The organism is Anoxybacteroides tepidamans, assembly GCF_014201465.1.
Classification (GTDB): Bacteria; Bacillota; Bacilli; order Bacillales; family Anoxybacillaceae; genus Anoxybacteroides; species Anoxybacteroides tepidamans.
In genome coordinates this window covers 17,259-36,080 of sequence record NZ_JACHEP010000006.1, presented here as the reverse complement: position 1 = coordinate 36,080, position 18,822 = coordinate 17,259, and the positions used below count along the sequence as shown (strand labels likewise).

Sequence of the window (18,822 nt, the reverse complement as noted above, 5' to 3'; positions counted from 1 at the left end):
CCCTTCTCACTGACGCTTCTTCTGTAACACAGTATATGACATACATCTTAATTTGCCATTTCAAACCGTTATATGTATTCTCACATTTCATCATTATATCACTGTTTTTCGTTCAAGACTATGAGGAAAAAAAGAAAACTGATATCTCTATCAGTTTTCCCGCAAATCGAAATTGTATTTCCGCTCAATCCACTTTTTCTAACCGTGGATTCGGGCGATATCTCCGCCCCGCTTTTGCTTGGTGTTTGCCGTTTAATAACACGTTATCGCCCGTGAAGCCGATATGAATTTTTAACAAGCTGCTTCCTACCCCGTACATATCGACAGGAACACCTTGTTTTTCAAATTCGATAATGCGCTGTTCGTTAAAGCCGCCGCTCACCACAATTTTGACATGGTGGAAGCCTTCACGGTCGAGCGCCTCGCGCAAAGCGAAAATAAGCGGAGGGTTTACACCGCGCGGATCAAACGTTCCGAGCACTTCCGGATGGCGAATAAAATATTGATCGATCATCGTCCTTGATGTATCGACGCGCACCCCTTTCAATTTGTCGCCAAATTCGCGCGCCACGCGAATCGCATCGGTAATACAGTCGTTATTGTAATCGACGAGAACGATTAAATCATCTTCTGGATATTTCGCATAGTACGCTTTCGCTGCCGCTACGACATCGCCATCGAACAGTTGAATAAGCGCATGCGGCATTGTCCCCATGCCTTGTTTGCCCCACCATTCGTTCATCGCATGGGTCGCCTGTGCCGTTGAACCGCCGATGAACGCCGCATATCCGTCTCCTGCCTGCTGCGTATAATGATCATCGCGATCTCCCATAAAAATAATCGGCTTTTGCACTCCGGACAGCGCCGCCGCTTTCACGACGTTATAGACGTTTGTTGCGACTGACGTCCGCCGCGCTAAAATGCCGTCAATAATGCCTTCCAAATACCCGAAGTTTTGATAAGGTCCCGTAATCGTCAACACCGTTTCAAACGGGCTAATTTTATCGCCGTCTTTCAACGAATAAATTTCGAGCTTTTCCGGCTCGTCCGCAAATGTTTTTACAAGCGCAATTACTTCGTCTGTACCGCACAACACGGCATGCTCTTTTTGGAAAAATTGCATCGTTACAATATTATTTGGACAAAATTCGCGCACAATTTCCCGCGTTTTTAAAAAATAGACCGCCGAAAACCAGCCGTCGCGAATACGTTCGTCAAATTTAAACGTTTTATTCGTTAACCGCTTAATTTTTCCTTGCAGCTTTAGCTCAATTTCCTTCATGTTCTCTGTTCCCTCGCCTGTCATCATGTTCATCATCCCCACTTCACTGTTTTTAAGAATACCACATTTCCCAATTTACGGAGTACTATTTTCTTGCAGCTGCGCCAGCTCTTCTTCGGTAATCAATACATCGCGCGGTTTACTGCCGCGCGCTTCCGAAATGATGCCTTGCTCTTCCATCATTTCAATGAGCCGCGCTGCTCGATTATAGCCGATGCGAAAACGACGCTGCAAGCTTGACGTCGAGGCGCCTCCTTGCTGCACGACAAATTCGCACGCTTCATAAAACAGTTCATCGCCGTCATTCGCCAACGCACTTTGCTTTAAAAAGTCTTCCTGCTCAAACAAATAAGCCGGTGGCATTTGCTCTCTCACATGCGCAACGACACGTTCAATTTCTTCATCGGATACAAAGTTTCCTTGTATGCGCACCGTTTTCGACGTGCCGTTTTCTAAAAACAGCATATCGCCTCTCCCAAGCAACTTTTCCGCCCCGTTTGTGTCGATAATCGTTCGCGAATCGACTTGCGATGAAACAGAAAAAGCGATGCGCGTTGGAATGTTCGCTTTAATTAAACCGGTAATAACATCGACCGACGGCCGTTGCGTCGCCACAATTAAATGAATACCACATGCCCTTGCTTTTTGTGCGATTCGGCAAATCGCCTCTTCTACATCCGCCGGCGCGACCATCATTAAGTCTGCTAGCTCATCGATAATAATAACGATATAGGGCAAATAGTGTTCAAGTGTTTGCTCTTTTTTCACCAGTTCATTATATTTTTGAATATCGCGCACTCCGGCGTGGACAAACAGTTCATACCTTCGTTCCATTTCATCGACAGCCCATTTTAACGCCCCTGTTGCCGCTTTCGCATCCGTAATCACTGGACTTACTAAGTGCGGAATATGATTATATGGAGCCAATTCGACCATTTTCGGATCAATCAATAACAATTTTACTTCATGCGGCGCTGCTTTATAAAGCAGGCTGACGAGCATCGCGTTAATGCAGACGCTTTTTCCCGATCCGGTCGCTCCGGCGATTAATCCGTGCGGCATTTTCTTTAAATCTGTCACGACAGGCGCCCCGGATAAATCAAGCCCGAGCGCTACCGCCAATGGAGTCGGACTCGTCCGAAATGCTTCGCTTTGCAAAATCTCTCGAATGAACACAGGCCGGCTTTTGGCGTTTGGCACTTCGATTCCAATTGTGCTTTTTCCAGAAATCGGCGCCTCAATGCGAATGTCTTTCGCTGCTAAACTGAGTTTGATATCATCCGATAGACTCGTAATTTTGCTTACTTTTACACCCGGCGCCGGCTGTACTTCAAACCTTGTCACGGTCGGTCCTTGGGTAACACCTACGACTTTTGCGCCAATATTGAAGTTTTGGAACGTTTCATTTAGCCGCTCCCGTTGCTCGCTAAGCCATTGCTCATCCACTTCTTTTCTTGCCTGCGGCGGCTGCAACAGTTCAAGCGGCGGAAAACGATAGCCGGAACTCACGGCTTCCTTTTTCTTTTCTTCTAACTTTTTCCTGTCTTGTTTGAGCATCATCACATTATATGGAATGCGGGATGAAATTCTTCGTTCTTCTGCTTTTGTCGTTTCTTGTTCACTAACGGTTTGGAATGAACCGTTCTCGTTTTCCAACTGTTTATCTTGCTCTTTTTCATCCAGTGCAAGAACAGCTAGTTGTTCCGTTCCATTCTCCCTTATCGGCTCTTTTGGAACGTCATCAGACATTTTCTCCTGTTGTGGTTCTTGCTCATTCCTCGCTGGCACTTCTTCAGTTTCCTCATTCTCCTGTATAATCCATGTTTCTTCCGTATCGCCTTTTGTTGAGAGGCTACTTTCCATTGGCTTTATTTCATGAAGCGGATGTTCTTGCTCAATCTTTGTTTCTTCCCGTTGTTTTGGCCGTTCTTTATACCCATAAATAGGTGATGGCACTTCTGTCGGGCGAAACGGACGCTTTCCGGGTGCGGCAGTGCCACGGTTCAGTGTTATCTCTATCTCTTCTTCTAGCACAACCGGCGAATCATATGGCTGCCGCGACGATAATTCGTCAGGAATAAGCGGAAAACGAAATTTCCCTGTCGGATATTGATAGGCCACTTTCACGTCTATCTCTGCATTAGTTCTTTCAATTGGTTTATCTTCCCGTTCAAAACGTTGCTGCCTCTCCTCTTCTTGAAACAAATAACGAACGAATCGCTTGAACCATTTCATATAGCGTTCACTCTTTCTATTTTCTTTTCAACTCTCTATTTTACCTATTCTAGAAAAAAAGTCACTAGATTGCACTCTAGTGACTGAACAAGCCATGTTATTTTATGAACGGCTGCCCGACTTCGTATTCATCAGGCAAAACGAGAATGCCTTTTTCTTGCGAAGCGTTTGGCAGTTGAAGCTCGCGGGCAGAGCAAACCATGCCGTACGAAGGAACGCCGCGCAATTCCGCTTCTTTAATGACAAGGCCGCTCGGCATAACTGCCCCGATTTTGGCTACCACCACTTTTTGACCCGCTTCAACGTTCGGCGCTCCGCATACAATTTGTAGCACTTCCGTTCCGACGTCCACTTGGCAAACGCTTAATTTATCGGCATTCGGATGTTTTTGTTTTTCCTTAACATACCCGACGACAAACTTTGGCGAAAAATCAGCTTCTATTTTTTCCGTAAAACCGTTTTTCACTAACAAATCGTTGATCACACCTACAAGTTCGTCGTTTGCCTCCACTGTACCAGTTCCAATGACAGCATCATATTGAGAAATGTTAAAAATGTTGTATCCCGCTGTTTCATTCGTTGTTTCATCAAAAATGCGAACAACATCTCCCTTTCTCTCAAACGTACGTTTTTCTGGGTCAATTGGTTTTAAAGAAACAAGCAATACATCACCAATTCCATCGCGATTGTAAAATACGTTCATCGTTTTGCTTCCTTTCCCTGTTTATCGTCTGCGACGATTTTTGCCTAAGATGAAAATCGGTTCTAATCCACCATCTTTATACAAAAAGGATAATGCGGTAATCGGCACGCGGCCGCTTGCGAAAAAGCTCATCGTCAGCTGCGCAAGCACATCATACCCCGTCTCATTTTGAATATCGGCAATCACTAGCACATCTTGATGCGGCACTGCGAGCACCATCGTTCCTTTGATATTTTTCGAAAATTTCTCCAAAAACGGCACGTTTAATATGCGGCTTGCATCATATCCGTCATTCGTATTAACAAAATAAAACGTGTTTCCCGCCACCGTATCTTCTTTGACAGCAACGTCTAATGAGCGAACGTTAAAGCGGGCGATTTCTTTAATTCGGTGAACATCCCAATTTTCCTGCTCGACGAGCTTTTTGTCAATCAGCCGATACGTACTTCCTAAATCAAGCGCATAGTAAATTCGCGTTTCCGCTGTATGTTCGTCGTAAATAAGCGGAATGCCGTCGCTTGTTTCCGTTGGAAACGATGTGGAGCGAATGACTGGATAAATATCTTTTTCTTTTCCCGATAACGTATGCACCTCATGCATCGTGTCCAGCGTTTGCTCGATGTAGTACACGATTTCTTGAATCGCCCCGTCTTTTTTTTCTTCCCATTTGGCAATAATGCTAGGCAAGGAAACGGTGACTCCTTTTTTCGATCGTGCATCTTCAATGCGCAACGTATCTTTTTTGTTATCGAAGTGAAACGTCCAATCGTTTCGCGCCAATCGTTTTTCGATTTCTTCCGCCATTCTTTTGCTGTCCATTTTCATGTACAGTTCCCTCGCTACAATCCGCGAATAAACTGCTCAATTTCTTCTTTCGTTTTTCGGTCTTTGCTGACGAAACGGCCGAGTTCTTTTCCGTTGTCGTAAGCGATAAAGCTTGGAATGCCAAAAACATTTTCTGCTTGGCAAACTTCTAGCAATTGATCACGATCGACGTAATAAAATTCGTAATCCGAAAACGTCTGCTCAATTTCCGGCAAAACCGGCGCGATAAACCGGCAATCTGGGCACCAATCCGCCGAAAAAACGAAAATAGCCTTTTTCGTATTTTTGATCTCTTCATATTGCGCTGCTGTTTCGATAGTTTTCATACATAGTCCCCTTTCTTTCTTTTTCCTAATCATAGCGTGAATCGTTCGTTTTGACAAAAAATTCGTATTGCCCTGCTAATAGTTTGACGATGTGACAAAACATATCTGTTCGATTGACATACCCATTTGTAAAAACACCGACTGCTCCTTCTTTTTGGCGGATATTCCGCTTCCCAGTGTATTCATCCATAACCTCGCCCAATTCTTTGCCGCTCAACACTTCTTCCGCTACTTCACAAGGCAAAGGAAAACGGGCACCACCGGCACATATTACCGTACCGTTCCGGTCAACAAGTGCCCCCCAATTGCATACCCATAGCGCGCCGTCCATTTCGACGACGCCGCCTTCTAAACCGATGCCGACATCAGCCTGAGCTTTAGTGCACGCCTGTTTAGCACGGTGGATCGCCCCCATCCGCGTCTCCTCATCGGAAAACGGCTGTGCCGCCACTCCCGAATCGACGGCAACCGGCACGATCTGATCGCATTCATCAGTAAACACCGCTTCAACGGCAGCTACTTTCGCTCGGTTCGTCGTCCCTACGGCAATCATCATGCTTCTCATTCCTTCCCGAATCTTTAACTATTTTGGCGAATCGCCTCAACCGTCGCTTTATCACATTTTTTCACTAGTTCAATTAACAGCTGTTTCGCCGCGGCGTAGTCGTCGACGTGAATAATCGAAGCATGCGAGTGAATATAGCGGGAACAAATGCCGATGACCGCTGAAGGAATGCCATTGTTTGTGATATGTACGCGCCCTGCGTCTGTTGCGCCCGGAGAAATAAAAAATTGGTATGGAATACGATGCGTTTCCGCCGTATCTAACACAAATTCGCGCATGCCTCGATGCGTCACCATCGAACGGTCATAAATGCGAACAAGCGCTCCTTTGCCAAGATGGCCGAATTCTTTTTTGTCTCCTGTCATATCGTTCGCCGGACTTGCATCTAACGCGAAAAAAATATCTGGCTGAATCATGTTGGCAGCCGTTTGTGCACCGCGCAATCCAACTTCTTCTTGAACGGTCGCTCCGGAATATAAAATGTTTGGCAACGTTTCGTTTTTCAACTCTTTCAACAACTCAATCGCGAGCCCGCAACCGTATCGGTTATCCCACGCTTTCGCCAAAATTTTTTTCGGGTTTTCCATCGGCGTAAACGGACAAACCGGCACGATTTGCTGACCGGGGCGAATTCCCATTCGTTTTGCATCTTCGCGGTCATCCGCACCGACATCGATAAGCATATGTTGAATGTCGATCGGTTTATTTCGCTGCTCTTCTTGAAGCAAATGCGGTGGAATCGAGCCGATGACGCCAATGACAGGACCGTAATCGGTGATAATTTGTACGCGCTGTGCGAGCAACACTTGATTCCACCATCCGCCGAGCGGCTGAAAGCGAATCATTCCATGTTCAGTAATGGAAGTCACCATAAACCCGACTTCATCCATATGTCCGGCAACCATGACGACCGGCCCGTTTTCATCGCCGCGCTTCACGCCAAAAATGCCGCCAAGCCGGTCTTGCACGACTTCATCCGCATATTTTTGCAGCTCTTTTCGCATAAATTGCCGGACCGCATGCTCGTTGCCCGGTGCTCCCGGCAATTCCGTCAACGTTTTAAAAAGCTGAAGCGTTTCTACATTCATTTGTTCTTAACCCCTTTTTCTTATATCCATTCAGACGTGTTGATTAACCATTAAAAACCTGTTGACACCGCTCTATTCCTAGCTTTTCTGCCATATGATTCTCTATTTTTTAGTAAAATAATGGATAATCAACACTCGTGATATCCATTCTTAATTTTACCGAACAAACGAGCCACTTTCCACTTTTCCTACATTGTTTTGAAAAGTTAGGTATACTAAATAACAGACAACTGTTTTGGAGGGAGAAAAAATGAGTTGGAGAAAATTTATGGTCGGCGCTGTCGTTGGATTCGCCGTTGCCTATACCGTTCAGTCCATACGCAACAACAAAATGATCTCATCAGAAAAGGCGCTCTCATTGGCCAAAGCCGCTTTTCAACGCTCCGCACCGATCAGCGGGTCATGGATTCAAACAAAGCCAGAAACGTACGAAAAAAACAATATCGTTTACAAAGTATACAAAGGCGGGATTTGCCGCGACGATGAACAATACGAATTTCTCATCGATGCGTACACCGGAACGATTATGGAAACGAGCAAACTTTGAATAAAAGAAGAAGGGCAGCCCTTATTGAGATGACCCTTCTTCCTTTTTTATCGATTTCGCATCACACTTGCGATGATTTCGCCATTTTCGTTCCATTTGAGCGCTCGATAATAAGCGTCGTGATAAAAGCTGAACCACGCCCCTTTTTCGGTCGCATATGGAATCCATTTTTGTTTTTGGGCAATCGACGTCATCGGATAATCATCATATGCAAGCACCCATAACACATTTTGATGGGCATGCGTCGGCATTAAATCCGCTAAATGAACAACGGTCTCTCCATTTGATTCGATGAGTACGATGGAATGTCCGTCGCTATGGCCACCGGTATGAACCATTTTAATACCGCTGACAATTTCCGTTTTTTGTTCAAACGTCACGACTTGCCCGGCAATTGCTTCCCAGTTTTCTTTCCAATATGTATTGCGCGAGCGAATATTCGGCTGTCTCATTTCATCCCATTCTACTTGGGATGTGACGATTTGGGCGTTCGGAAAAACCGAAACGAGCCGTTCTCCTTCCCATTTCGTCAACCCGCATGCATGATCAAAATGCATATGCGTCATTAAGATGAAATCAATATCATTCGGTGTTAATCCAAGTTTTTGAAGCGACTGCTCCACATTCGACTCTTCCGTAACGCCAAAATTACGCTTTTGCTTTTCGGACAACTTCCCATTGCCGATCCCTGATTCAATGAGTAGATGTTTTCCATCTACTTGCAGCAACAGCGGATCGGTGCGCAATTCAATTTGGTTGTGTTCATTGCACGGATATTTTTTCGACCAGAGCGGTTTCGGTACAACGCCAAACATCGCCCCGCCGTCTAAATGCGTCACCCCTCCGTTTAACCATGTAATCGTTACATCGCCTACTTGCAATTGTTCCATTTCCCATCACCTCATTAAGTAGTGTACCATCTCCGTGAATATTTCGAAAATAAAAAAAGACCGCCTTTCAACCAAAAAGGCAGCCCTTACTTTTTTGGCGGATATTTCACTTCGCAGCGGTAAATCCGATTTCCTTGCGCCGCAAATTTTTCTTCATACTCGGTCATAATATTTCCAACAAAATTGCTGCGATGAAGGTCTAAACTCACGTACGTTAACACGAGCCCGTATTGCGAGAAACTGACAAGTGAATATTCAAACAGCCCTTGATTATCCGTTTTAAAATGAATTTCCCCTTCCTCGACTAAAATTTGTTCATACAGTTCTAAAAATGAACGATAAGTTAGACGCCGCTTTTCATGTCGCTTTTTTGGCCACGGGTCGGAAAAATTTAAATAAATTCGTTCCACTTCTCCAGCAGCAAACACATTCATTAAATCTTTCGCGTTAATATTCAGCAATCGCAAATTTGGCAAATCATGCTCGATCAATTTATCTAAAGCGGACACGATGACGCTTTCATAAAGCTCGATCCCGATGTAATTAATATGTGGATTCGCCTTCGCCATCCCTGTAATAAACTGCCCTTTTCCCGTGCCGATTTCGATATGGATCGGATTGTCATTTCTAAATAGTTCACGCCATCTTCCTTTATACTGTTCCGGATTCGAAATGACATATTGCGGATAAGCGGCAATTTTTTCTTTCGCCCAAGGTTTGTTACGTAAACGCATGCGAACACCTCTGTTTCTTTGTCATCGTTGTCAACGATATCACGAATCGCAACAAACACGCAAGCCTAAAAAGAAAAACAGCCGCGGACACGACTGCTTCGGTATTGTATAAAGCAAAAACGTTTCGCACATAGTAAAGAAAAAAGGATGGGTGCGTATGCCTTTAAACTACGAGCATCAAATGACTGTCTTAAAAGACATTTTGTCGAACCACCAAACCGATTGCTGCGGCACTGTATCCGAGTGCGAACAAATTGAACGGCTTGTAAAATCATTAATGGGAAATGAGCAAGTCGAGTCACATGTAAAAAATGTGCTACCATCCATTTATGATTATGGCCAAGCCGGAAAATATAGCGCTGACTTAGATTCGCATATTTCTGCCCATCAACGGCAACTCTCAGAATGGGTTGACCAACTTACGTAGAGGACAGCACTGTTTCAAGGAAATGCAGCGATTGCTGCATTTCTTTTTCTGCCTTTTTTTCTTTCTGCCATCCAAGCATATATAGCGTTTGCACAACCGTATACCACTTCATGCGAACCCGCAAATCGTCCGTCAGTTCCAGTCCATAAAAACGAAGCCAATCTTCCCATTTTTCTTTCGGAATATAAGAGTATAACAACATTCCGATATCAATCGCTGGATCCGCGATCATCGCCCCATCCCAGTCAATTAAATAAAGCCGTCCATCTTCGGCAAGCAACCAATTGTTATGGTTCATGTCACAATGACAAACGGCGAATTCATCACATCGAATTAAAGGGAGCTGTTGTTCTAGCCAAGCAAACGTTTGCTTAATCAACGGTTCATCGCACCATTGCTGCAACATCGGTCGCAAGTTGTTAATCATCATGTGCGGCGATAGTGGAGTTTTCCCTAATCGCTTTAACATCTCGACTAAATCTTGTGAACGATGGATTTTCCGCAGTAAGTTTGCCACCTGTTCATTCCCCATGTCATGCGGCTTTAGCTCTGTTCCATTCAGCCATTGCTGGGCTGTAATCACATCTCCGTTCTCCATCCGCTTTGTCCAGACGAGCTTCGGAACGATTCCTTCCGCTGACAAAACGGCAAGAAATGGCGAAGAGTTGCGTTTTAAAAATAATTTTCGTCCATCATATTCAGCAACGTATGCATCTCCAGTAGCCCCACCAGCAGGAGTGATCTCCCACTCCTTTCCGAGTAACTGTTCCAAGCAAGTTCACCTTCAACTCATAAAAAATAAGAGACAGCGATCACCTGAGCTTTTTTTCAGACAACAGCTGTCTTACTAGATTTTATATGCGATTTACTTTCCTCGTCAAGTAAGTCCTTTTACGAGAACAACTGTACCAATCCCATAAATATATATTTCTTTTTTGACAGAACGAAGCGGGATAGTCCCGCTGTTCGCTTCGTCGCAGACCACATACCATACTTCTTCATCAGGAAGTAAAATACGCACCTTTGTTTCTTCGTTATGATGAATGACGAAAATGTCACTCCACGGCCCGTATGATTGGACGTGTCGAAGATGGTAGGCGATCACCGATGGCGGCATCGGCTCGACAAACACGAAATGGCGTTCTACTTCAGCAGCCGTCGCCAAGCGAAATGCCCGGTGGTATTTTCGCAATTGAATCAGCCCTTGCACGTACCGAACGTCTTCCTCATGTTCGCTTTTCCGTTGCCAATCAAGCTGGTTGATTTCATCTGGAGCGTTATAGCTATTTTCCACTCCCTGCTTTGTCCGATAAAATTCTTGGCCGCTATGTAAAAACGGAATCCCTTGTGACAACAACACGATCGCTGTTGCTAACTTTTGCCGTTTTTTTCGAATCGTTTCGCTTTCATGTCGGTTAGAAACGCTCATTTTATCCCAAAACGTATGGTTGTCGTGTGATTCCACATAATTTACCGTTTGCGTCGGTTGTAAAAATAGACCTTCGCTTCCTTTAATCGCTTGTTTCACTTGCTCACGATGCGTAACATTTCCAAGCGCAAATCCTTGTTCATATAGATCAAACGTATTCCCCTTTACATGATCGCGGAATTGATCATTAAAATAAGCGAGCGATGGAAGTTTCGCTGCATTTTGAATCGTTGCTTTTTTCTCATCAGGCAAAGGCGTCGGCAAATCCCATCCTTCTCCAATTAAAAGTGCAGTAGAATCGATGTTACGGACAACCGCCTCTACTTCTTTCATTGTTTCGATGTCTAAAATTCCCATTAAATCAAAACGAAAGCCGTCCACTCCGTACTCCGTTAGCCAAAATCGCACCGAATCGATAATAAATTTCCGCACCATTTTTCGTTCGGAAGCGATGTCGTTTCCGACACCCGTTCCGTTCGATGGCATCCCGTATGCATCATGGCGAAAATAATAGCCAGGAACTATTTTTTCAAATGACGACTGCTCACGAATGTATACATGATTATAGACGACATCCATCATCACGCGAATCCCTTGTTCTTGCAGCGTGCGGATTGCTTTTTTTAATTCATAAATACGAACGTAAGGATCAAACGGATCCGTCGCATAACTTCCTTCAGGAGCGTTATAATGAAGCGGATTATATCCCCAGTTATATTCTTTCTCAGGATCCCGTTCATCAACCCCTGCAAAATCATTAAACGGAAGCAGTTCTACATAGGTAATCCCTAGCTCTTTTAAATACGAAAGCCCTGTGATGGTGCGGTTCGGACCGGTTGTTCCAAGCTCTGTTAGGCCTAAATACTTTCCTTTATGAGCAATGCCGCTATTATGATCAATGGTAAAATCGCGAATATGCGTTTCATAAATGATCGCATCCGTCGGTGATGAAAGCGGTGGCAATGAAGGTTTTGGCAGACGCGTTTTCGCCAAATCGACAATCACTCCGTATTCTCCGTTAACTGAAACGGCAACGGCATATGGGTCAACCGCTTCACGCCAGACGAGATTGACGCATACTAAATATGTGTAATACTTCCCTTCGAGATCGCCCGAAACCGTCACCGTCCATACTCCTTTGTCGATGCGTTGCAGCGGAATTTGTTCTTCCGTTCCTGTTTTTTGATCCAATACTTTTACTTTCGCTTCTATTGCGGTAGGCGCCCAAAGTTTAAATGTCGTTTCGTGCGGAGCGTACGTCACACCAAGGTCGTTTCCTTCATAGTAAAATTGCTCATCAAATTCCGCCGTTCGGATCACTGCTCCGATTTGCAAGTCCGTAAACGCCCCGTGTTCTTCATAAATCAAATAGTTTTTTCCGATTTCAATCGCGAAATCAACGGAACACTCATATTTAATATTCGTCCATAAATCTTGCCGTTTTTCCACCCGCAAGTCGCACCGTTCTCCGTTCGGTTTTTGAATGGTAAAAGATTGAACGAGCCCTTGGCAATACGATTTAGGCACTAAAATCGTGATCGTTGTCATCGCATCTAAATACGCCTCAAACGTTCGATGAACCGTTAACAAAACTTCACCTCCCTATTTCATCTCGCAAGCATTAACCATCCATTATTTTACTGATCAAAGTGCAATAATATAAGGTTAGGTTGCCACCCTTATAGAAAGCAATAGATGAAACAATCACAACTTGTTTTTATCGGTTCATCTATATGCTTCAATTGATTTACTCTTCCTCCTGCCATTGCCGCTCATAATAATGGCTGTAGCAATGCTGCAGCAAATGTGAAGCAGCTTTTAATTGCACATGCTTAAGGGGAGCGGTTAAACTTCTTAACGAAGAAAACCATTGTTCATAATATCGTTTATCAATGAGCTGAACATCATTCGGCGCATAGCGATAATCGATATAGCCAGAGCGGTTTAAAACCACTTTTTTTACCGGCAGTTCGATTTGATACCTCTCATATAAGTCAGATATGATTTTCTCCGTTCGGTAAAGAGAGAGCAGCGGGTTGATCAACTTCTTTTCTTCTTCCCTCGTCATCTCCGTCCAAAACCGATCAGATGAACCAACGATAATTTCTCCTTCCGCAAACGTCACGCACCACGTTGCCGTCGGACTCAATAAAATGACATCTAACTCGACCGCAGCATTTTTTACTAAAAATACAGGCTTATATAAACATAAATACGTATCCGGAAACCGTTGTAGAAAATATTTAAGCGTTTCTTCATAATAAAATTTTTTATCCACGATCGATTCATGCTTTAACGTCGAGCTCGCCCATTTCATTTGCAGCTGGAATACTTTTTCGAGAAATAACAATTTCAATTCGTCCACCGTTTTCGGCTCCGTCACAAACAACGATGAAAAAAAGCGGTCTTCGTTATGAAGCACGTTCTCGCTTTTCTCCTCTTCGTTTTTCCCCTTTGAACGCTTCAACCACCCTTTAACCGTTTGAAACAAAGAACGATTTTCTTCCATCCATTCCCATGTAGAATCAGAAGGAGCGTACACGTTCACTTCCCCGCTTTCCCATTCTTCTTTAATTCTTTCCCATTGTTTTTTCTTAAGGCGAATAAATTCACTTGCATAGCGATATACATCCGTTTCGTATCTTGAAATATAATCTTGCAGCTTAATGAGTTGTCCCACAACCGTGACCCCCGAAATTAGTCTTTCTTTCTTTATAATATAAAACAACAACAAACAACGGGCAAAAGAAAGCAGCGAAAGTTTGCCACAACGGCTGCTATTTTCATTTACTAAGCGAGACTGAAGCGATCACCTCATATTTCGGTACCCGGTCGAGATGCGTTTGATAAAGCACGATTTCATGAACATCAAAACTTCCTTCAACAATGTTCCGCATCTCTTCCAAGCGAAACCTTTTTTCGCCTTCCCATTTGCGAGCGATTGTAATATGCGGAGTAAACGGGCGCACATCTAACCGAAATCCGATCCGCACACACGCTTCGTATACGTCGCGCTGAAGTGCAAACAACGCTTCTTCCCGCTTCACCCCTTGCCATAAAATGCGCGGTGCGGACGAATTGCCGAAAAACCTAATTCCTTCTAGCGTCAATGAAAAAGGAGCGTGATTTTTCCCGATCATTGCCATCGCTTCGCAAACAGCTTGACGCTGACTGGAAGAAGCTTCTCCTAAAAACGCCAATGTAATATGATAATCTTCTTGATGCACCCATGTACGAAATGGAAAATGCGGCGCTACTTCGTTTTTCCATTGCACAAGCTTCTCCTTTACTTCATCCGCTAACGGAACAGCAATAAAATAATGAGTTTTTTTCATTGTTCCCCTTCTTTCTAAATTCAAATGGATTTTTATAAAAAGATACGCCTTTACGAGATATCCCGCGCATTTTTCCGATTGATCATCACAATCATGCCTAAAATGGCGAGCCCGACAAATGTCAATAAGCTGAAAAATAAGTAAACATCCCCAACATGACCGCGCTCTAAAATATATCCGCCGACAAATGTGCAAAACCAACTCCCTAGCCCGTTGCCGACCGCTGAATATAGAGAAACGGCTGTCACTCTCACGCCATCGGGAGAAATGTCCCGCACATATTGCAGCGCCGCCGGAATAAACAATCCAACCGAAAATCCTTGGGCAACCGTTGTCGCATAAATGAGCGCAAGCGGCGGTTCAAAATAGTAAAAAAACCAACGGAGAGTAGAAATCGCTGCTGCAAACCCTAAAATAGAAAGCATTCCATAACGACGAATCAAGCCATCGGCAATTTTCATAAACGGTGCTTCGCTTCCAGCCGCTAATAAAAAAGCAAGTCCTACTCCTGTCAGCGTCCCGCCCATTTCTTTCACAAACACACCGAAGTAAAAATTGTTCGCATAAATGGGCCCAAACACAAGAAACGTCACAGCTAAAAATAAAACAAACGTCGGGATTTTAAACAATTGTGCCATTCCTTGTCCGATTTCGACTCTCATCGGCCGGCTTTCGCGCGGCAACTTCCAAGCAAGCCCCGCCGATAGCAACAAAATGAACGCGAATACATAAAAAATGATGACAAGAGAAAATTTTTCGGACAGCCAACCACCGACAAACACCGATACCGCAAAACCGATCGCTCCCCATAAACGAATCGAGCCATAGTTTCCTTCTGTCTTTTGCACATAATTTAAGGTAATGCTATCAGAAAGCGGAACGATCGCGCTTTGCATAAACGCTAACAGCGCAGAGGCTGCCACAATCCATATATATTGGTGAACAGAAGCATAAATCAGGCCGATGAAAGCGGTGCCGACAAGCGCCACTGCCAGCACTGTCACAGGCTTTCTTGTATAATCGCTAATCATTCCCCAAAGCGGCTGGACAAAAATCATGACGATCGGGCTAATCGACATAATGGTGCCGATTTGTGCACCTGAAAGGCCCACTTCATTTTTTAAATACACCGATAAAAGCGGAAAAAGCGAACCGAATCCAAAAAACGTAAAAAAATAAAAGAGCGGAAAGATTGTTTTCAGCGGCGATTCTCCGCGACGTACTACCACTTCCATGCTGTCCCCACGTCCTTTCCATTTCAGAAAAAACACCGCCCCGACATCGAGCGGCCCTCTATTCGATTGTAATATATTTTGGAAAAATTTTCACTTCGCAAGTTCATAAATTGCTTGGGCATAAATGGCGGTAGCTTTCAGCAAATCATCAATGATGATATATTCGTCTTTTTGATGGGCAACGTCCGGTCTCCCTGGAAAAAGCGGACCAAACGCTACACCTGCTTGCAAAGAACGGGCATATGTCCCGCCGCCGATCGACAGAAGCTCGGCGCGTTCTCCTGTTTGCTCTTCATATACGCGCTGCAACGTTTGAATGAGAATATGATCCCGGTCGACATGATGCGGTTTCGAATCGCTAAAATGATCAAGCGTAAATCCGTGCTGCGCCGCAACTTGCTCGATGATTTGCTTCGTTTTTGCGATATCATTAGTCACTGGATAACGCAAATTGATCCCGATTTTTCCGCCCTCTTCTTCGCAATACGAAACAATGCCGACATTGATCGTTACATCGCCTGTAATATTGTCGGAATGGGCCACTCCAAGCTTTTTTCCGCGGGAATCGCCGCTAAAATAACGATCAAGAAATTGAACGAACGATTGCGCTTGCGAGTGAAGCGGCATACTTGCTAAAAAGCTTGCCAATAACAGTCCTGCGTTTTTTCCGTGATCCGGTTCCATCGCATGGGCGGAAAGTCCTTCCAGCTGAAGCGTCATATTATCTTCATGCATAAGCGCTTTTCCTTTTAAATCATTTGACGTTAAAAATTGAAGAAACCGCCGGTTGACGTCAAGAAGCCGATCTTTTCCAGCCTTCAATACCGCCGCGGCGAAATCAGGCACCATATTATATCTTCGTCCTGCGTTAAACGATTGAAGGTGAATGTCACCTTTTTCATTGGCAGCGTCCGACACTTGCTTCAAATCAATATCAACGATCCCTTTTTCCGCGTAAATGATCGGGAAATCGGCATCCGGCGCAAACCCCATTGTCGGCATTTCTTCGTGTTGAAAATAATGGTCGACACAACGCCATTCGCTTTCTTCATCCGTTCCGATAATCATACGCACGCGCTTGTTAAGAGGCAACCCGAGCTCTTTCACGATTTTCATCGCATAAAACACCGCCATCGTCGGCCCTTTGTCATCGAGCGCACCACGGGCATATATTTTCCCCTCGCGAATGTCAGCCGCAAAAGGATCACTCGTCCAACCGTCTCCCGGCGGGACAACGTCAACATGACATAAAATTCCGACTAATTCTTCTCCTTGTCCCATTTCTAAATGTCCAGCGAATCCGTCCACATTTTTCGCCACAAACCCTTCTTCTTGTCCCCGCTTAAGCAAAAACTGCAGCGCTTCATCGATTGCTTTCCCAAACGGCGCTTTCTCGGTTGCGCTTTCCTCATCGAGCACGCTCGGAATTTGCAAAAATTGTTGTGTATCGTGAATGAGATTTTCTTTTCTCTTCAGCACTTCTTCCATCCAGTTCATGTTCATATACGTTCACTCCTTCTCGATTTTCTCCTTTGCCAACGTACCATAGACAACAAAAAAAAGTCAAAAGGTCGTATAATGTCGTTTGTTACAAACAGATTAAAAATGTTGCAATATTTCGTAAATGTACGCAAAGATGTAGCATTTTCTGTCCCTTTTCGTGTAAAATAGTAATCAAAAGAAACAACTAAAAATAATCTCTCATCTTAGAAGCAGCGATGATGTTGTGCCATGCGAATGATGTAAGGATAGGGAGTGGTCTTTTGAAACCTTCAACTCATCGGATGCTAACACGTATTAAGTCTGTTTACATGTTTATCAGCGAAAGAGGCACCGTGACGACGCAAGAACTCGTCGATGAATTCGGTATCACTCCAAGAACGATTCAGCGCGATTTAAACGTGTTAGCATATAATGACCTAGTTCGCAGCCCTAGCAAAGGCAAATGGACGACAACGAATAAGAAGGTGAGAATGTCCTCTTAGTTGGTCATTAGAGAGAAAGGTGAGAGGTTATAAGACAAACGGTTGGCCTCGATATGCCATAAAATGGAATGTGTATTTTAGAAATAGAGAAGGAACCTCGTTTAAAGGTTCCCTTTTTTTGTGTCAAATAACGAAAAGTTTTTCAAACATTCTACTTCCTCATCTGTTAATTCACGATACTCCCCGAGTTCAAGCGACGGATCAAGTGAAAGAGGACCCATTTGAATACGTTTTAAATAAATGACCCGCTTTCCGACTGCTTGGAACATTCGTTTAATTTGGTGGAATTTTCCTTCTGTAATTATTACTTCCACATCGGAACGAATACCGGATTTTAAAATAGCCAATTCCGCCGGTTTCGTTTCATAGCCGTCATCAAGAATAACGCCGCGGCGAAATGCTTCAACATCCGCTTCTGTCACTTCCCCGTCAATGATCGCAAAATACGTTTTGGGCACATGCTTTTTCGGCGACAGCAATTGATGGGCCAGCTGTCCGTCGTTTGTGATCAATAAAAGCCCTTCTGTATCTTTGTCTAGTCGACCAACTGGAAATGGTTCAAAGATGCGGTCTTCTTCCTCCAATAAATCAATCACCGTTTCTTCCACCATATCTTCTGTCGCTGAAATCACTCCGGGCGGCTTATTCATCATGAGATAAATAAATTCTTTATACTCGACTTCTTCTCCCCATACCGTCACGACTTGTTTAGTCGGATCAACTTGTGTTTTCGGGTCTTTCACGATTACATCGTCAATTTTTACGACGCCGGATTTCAATAGTTTTTTTACTTCTTTGCGCGTCCCGTATCCCATATTCGCGAGCATTTTATCAATTCGCAAACTCAATATAACTCCCCCTTACGAAAATTTTGTAAGTTGGGCGTCTGTCTAGTCCGCATTTTCCTCAAGTCACATACAATGCTTAGGAAAAAACAGAAAGGAGATTTGCCCATGAACGATTATCGTCAACAACCTAGTACTTCACAATATCCTGGAGGTTTACCAAGCTATCCGGGCGGCACCCCTAGCGGATATCCTGGAAGTTTACCAGGAGGTTATCCAAGTGGGTACCCTTATTCAGGAAACATTGAACAACGTTTAAATCACATTGAAAGAACGCTTGAACGGCAAGCGGAACGAATCAATCGCCTTAACCGCCGTCTCCAGCGCGTCGAACGGCAGCTTGGCATCCCTTATACAGACGGAATTTAAAC

Annotated in this window: 20 protein-coding genes; 4 read left to right on the top strand and 16 right to left on the bottom strand. The window is 44.2% G+C overall.

Annotated features, from left to right (window positions below; all coding sequences use genetic code 11):
* Positions 1–184: 184 nt before the first annotated feature.
* The 7 genes from HNQ34_RS07585 to HNQ34_RS07555 all read right to left on the bottom strand — a co-directional run bounded on the left by HNQ34_RS07585 (position 185) and on the right by HNQ34_RS07555 (position 7,024).
* On the bottom strand, positions 185–1,282 hold the full coding sequence (locus HNQ34_RS07585; protein WP_183253365.1) for a nicotinate phosphoribosyltransferase: 1,098 nt from the start codon (positions 1,280–1,282) through the stop codon (positions 185–187).
* A 75-nt stretch (positions 1,283–1,357) separates the two neighbouring features.
* Positions 1,358–3,517, bottom strand: a complete 2,160-nt coding sequence (locus HNQ34_RS07580) for a DNA translocase FtsK (protein ID WP_183253208.1) — start codon at positions 3,515–3,517, stop codon at positions 1,358–1,360.
* Positions 3,518–3,614: 97 nt separating this feature from the next.
* The gene (ytpR, locus tag HNQ34_RS07575) at positions 3,615–4,220 is read right to left on the bottom strand and encodes a YtpR family tRNA-binding protein (protein ID WP_183253205.1); all 606 of its coding nucleotides are present in this window, start codon (positions 4,218–4,220) and stop codon (positions 3,615–3,617) included.
* Between the two features lie 21 nt (positions 4,221–4,241).
* Positions 4,242–5,039: a DUF1444 domain-containing protein gene (locus tag HNQ34_RS07570; RefSeq protein WP_183253363.1), complete on the bottom strand. Its 798-nt coding sequence runs from the start codon at positions 5,037–5,039 to the stop codon at positions 4,242–4,244.
* 20 nt (positions 5,040–5,059) lie between these two features.
* Positions 5,060–5,371, bottom strand: a complete 312-nt coding sequence (locus HNQ34_RS07565) for a thioredoxin family protein (protein ID WP_183253203.1) — start codon at positions 5,369–5,371, stop codon at positions 5,060–5,062.
* 25 nt (positions 5,372–5,396) lie between these two features.
* A complete protein-coding gene (locus HNQ34_RS07560) occupies positions 5,397–5,927 on the bottom strand; it encodes a DUF84 family protein (RefSeq protein ID WP_183253201.1) in 531 nt (176 codons plus the stop codon).
* A 23-nt stretch (positions 5,928–5,950) separates the two neighbouring features.
* The gene (locus HNQ34_RS07555; RefSeq protein ID WP_183253199.1) at positions 5,951–7,024 is read right to left on the bottom strand and encodes a M42 family metallopeptidase; all 1,074 of its coding nucleotides are present in this window, start codon (positions 7,022–7,024) and stop codon (positions 5,951–5,953) included.
* Positions 7,025–7,274: 250 nt separating this feature from the next.
* Between HNQ34_RS07555 and HNQ34_RS07550 the strand changes: the two genes are divergently transcribed.
* Positions 7,275–7,571 (top strand): PepSY domain-containing protein, encoded by a 297-nt coding sequence (locus HNQ34_RS07550; RefSeq protein WP_183253196.1) that lies wholly within the window; start codon positions 7,275–7,277, stop codon positions 7,569–7,571.
* Positions 7,572–7,618: 47 nt separating this feature from the next.
* On the opposite strand, the gene HNQ34_RS07545 is transcribed toward HNQ34_RS07550, so the two are convergent.
* Complete coding sequence (locus tag HNQ34_RS07545; protein ID WP_183253194.1) at positions 7,619–8,461, bottom strand: YtnP family quorum-quenching lactonase; 843 nt, start codon at positions 8,459–8,461, stop codon at positions 7,619–7,621.
* A gap of 86 nt (positions 8,462–8,547) precedes the next feature.
* The gene (gene trmB, locus HNQ34_RS07540) at positions 8,548–9,195 is read right to left on the bottom strand and encodes a tRNA (guanosine(46)-N7)-methyltransferase TrmB (protein WP_183253192.1); all 648 of its coding nucleotides are present in this window, start codon (positions 9,193–9,195) and stop codon (positions 8,548–8,550) included.
* A 157-nt stretch (positions 9,196–9,352) separates the two neighbouring features.
* On the opposite strand from trmB, the gene HNQ34_RS07535 reads away from it, so the two are divergent.
* A complete protein-coding gene (locus HNQ34_RS07535) occupies positions 9,353–9,622 on the top strand; it encodes a YtzH-like family protein (protein WP_183253190.1) in 270 nt (89 codons plus the stop codon).
* Here the strand turns inward: HNQ34_RS07535 and HNQ34_RS07530 are convergent.
* The 6 genes from HNQ34_RS07530 to pepV form a co-directional block, all read right to left on the bottom strand.
* Complete coding sequence (locus tag HNQ34_RS07530; protein WP_183253188.1) at positions 9,615–10,394, bottom strand: phosphotransferase family protein; 780 nt, start codon at positions 10,392–10,394, stop codon at positions 9,615–9,617. The genes HNQ34_RS07535 and HNQ34_RS07530 overlap by 8 nt on opposite strands.
* Before the next feature lie 105 nt (positions 10,395–10,499).
* Entirely contained in the window at positions 10,500–12,641 is a 2,142-nt protein-coding gene (gene pulA / locus HNQ34_RS07525; protein WP_183253186.1) for a type I pullulanase, read from the bottom strand.
* A 157-nt stretch (positions 12,642–12,798) separates the two neighbouring features.
* Positions 12,799–13,731 carry a nuclease-related domain-containing protein gene (locus HNQ34_RS07520; protein ID WP_183253184.1) on the bottom strand — a complete coding sequence of 311 codons (933 nt, stop codon included), beginning with the start codon at positions 13,729–13,731 and terminating at the stop codon, positions 12,799–12,801.
* A gap of 103 nt (positions 13,732–13,834) precedes the next feature.
* On the bottom strand, positions 13,835–14,386 hold the full coding sequence (gene thpR / locus HNQ34_RS07515) for an RNA 2',3'-cyclic phosphodiesterase (RefSeq protein ID WP_183253182.1): 552 nt from the start codon (positions 14,384–14,386) through the stop codon (positions 13,835–13,837).
* 50 nt (positions 14,387–14,436) lie between these two features.
* A complete protein-coding gene (locus tag HNQ34_RS07510; RefSeq protein WP_183253180.1) occupies positions 14,437–15,621 on the bottom strand; it encodes an MFS transporter in 1,185 nt (394 codons plus the stop codon).
* A gap of 90 nt (positions 15,622–15,711) precedes the next feature.
* On the bottom strand, positions 15,712–17,124 hold the full coding sequence (pepV, locus tag HNQ34_RS07505) for a dipeptidase PepV (protein WP_183253178.1): 1,413 nt from the start codon (positions 17,122–17,124) through the stop codon (positions 15,712–15,714).
* A 260-nt stretch (positions 17,125–17,384) separates the two neighbouring features.
* On the opposite strand from pepV, the gene HNQ34_RS07500 reads away from it, so the two are divergent.
* A complete protein-coding gene (locus tag HNQ34_RS07500) occupies positions 17,385–17,606 on the top strand; it encodes a DeoR family transcriptional regulator (RefSeq protein ID WP_080862041.1) in 222 nt (73 codons plus the stop codon).
* Positions 17,607–17,707: 101 nt separating this feature from the next.
* On the opposite strand, the gene HNQ34_RS07495 is transcribed toward HNQ34_RS07500, so the two are convergent.
* Positions 17,708–18,454 (bottom strand): pseudouridine synthase, encoded by a 747-nt coding sequence (locus tag HNQ34_RS07495; protein WP_183253176.1) that lies wholly within the window; start codon positions 18,452–18,454, stop codon positions 17,708–17,710.
* Positions 18,455–18,559: 105 nt separating this feature from the next.
* On the opposite strand from HNQ34_RS07495, the gene HNQ34_RS07490 reads away from it, so the two are divergent.
* Entirely contained in the window at positions 18,560–18,820 is a 261-nt protein-coding gene (locus HNQ34_RS07490) for a hypothetical protein (RefSeq protein ID WP_183253174.1), read from the top strand.
* Positions 18,821–18,822 lie beyond the last annotated feature (2 nt).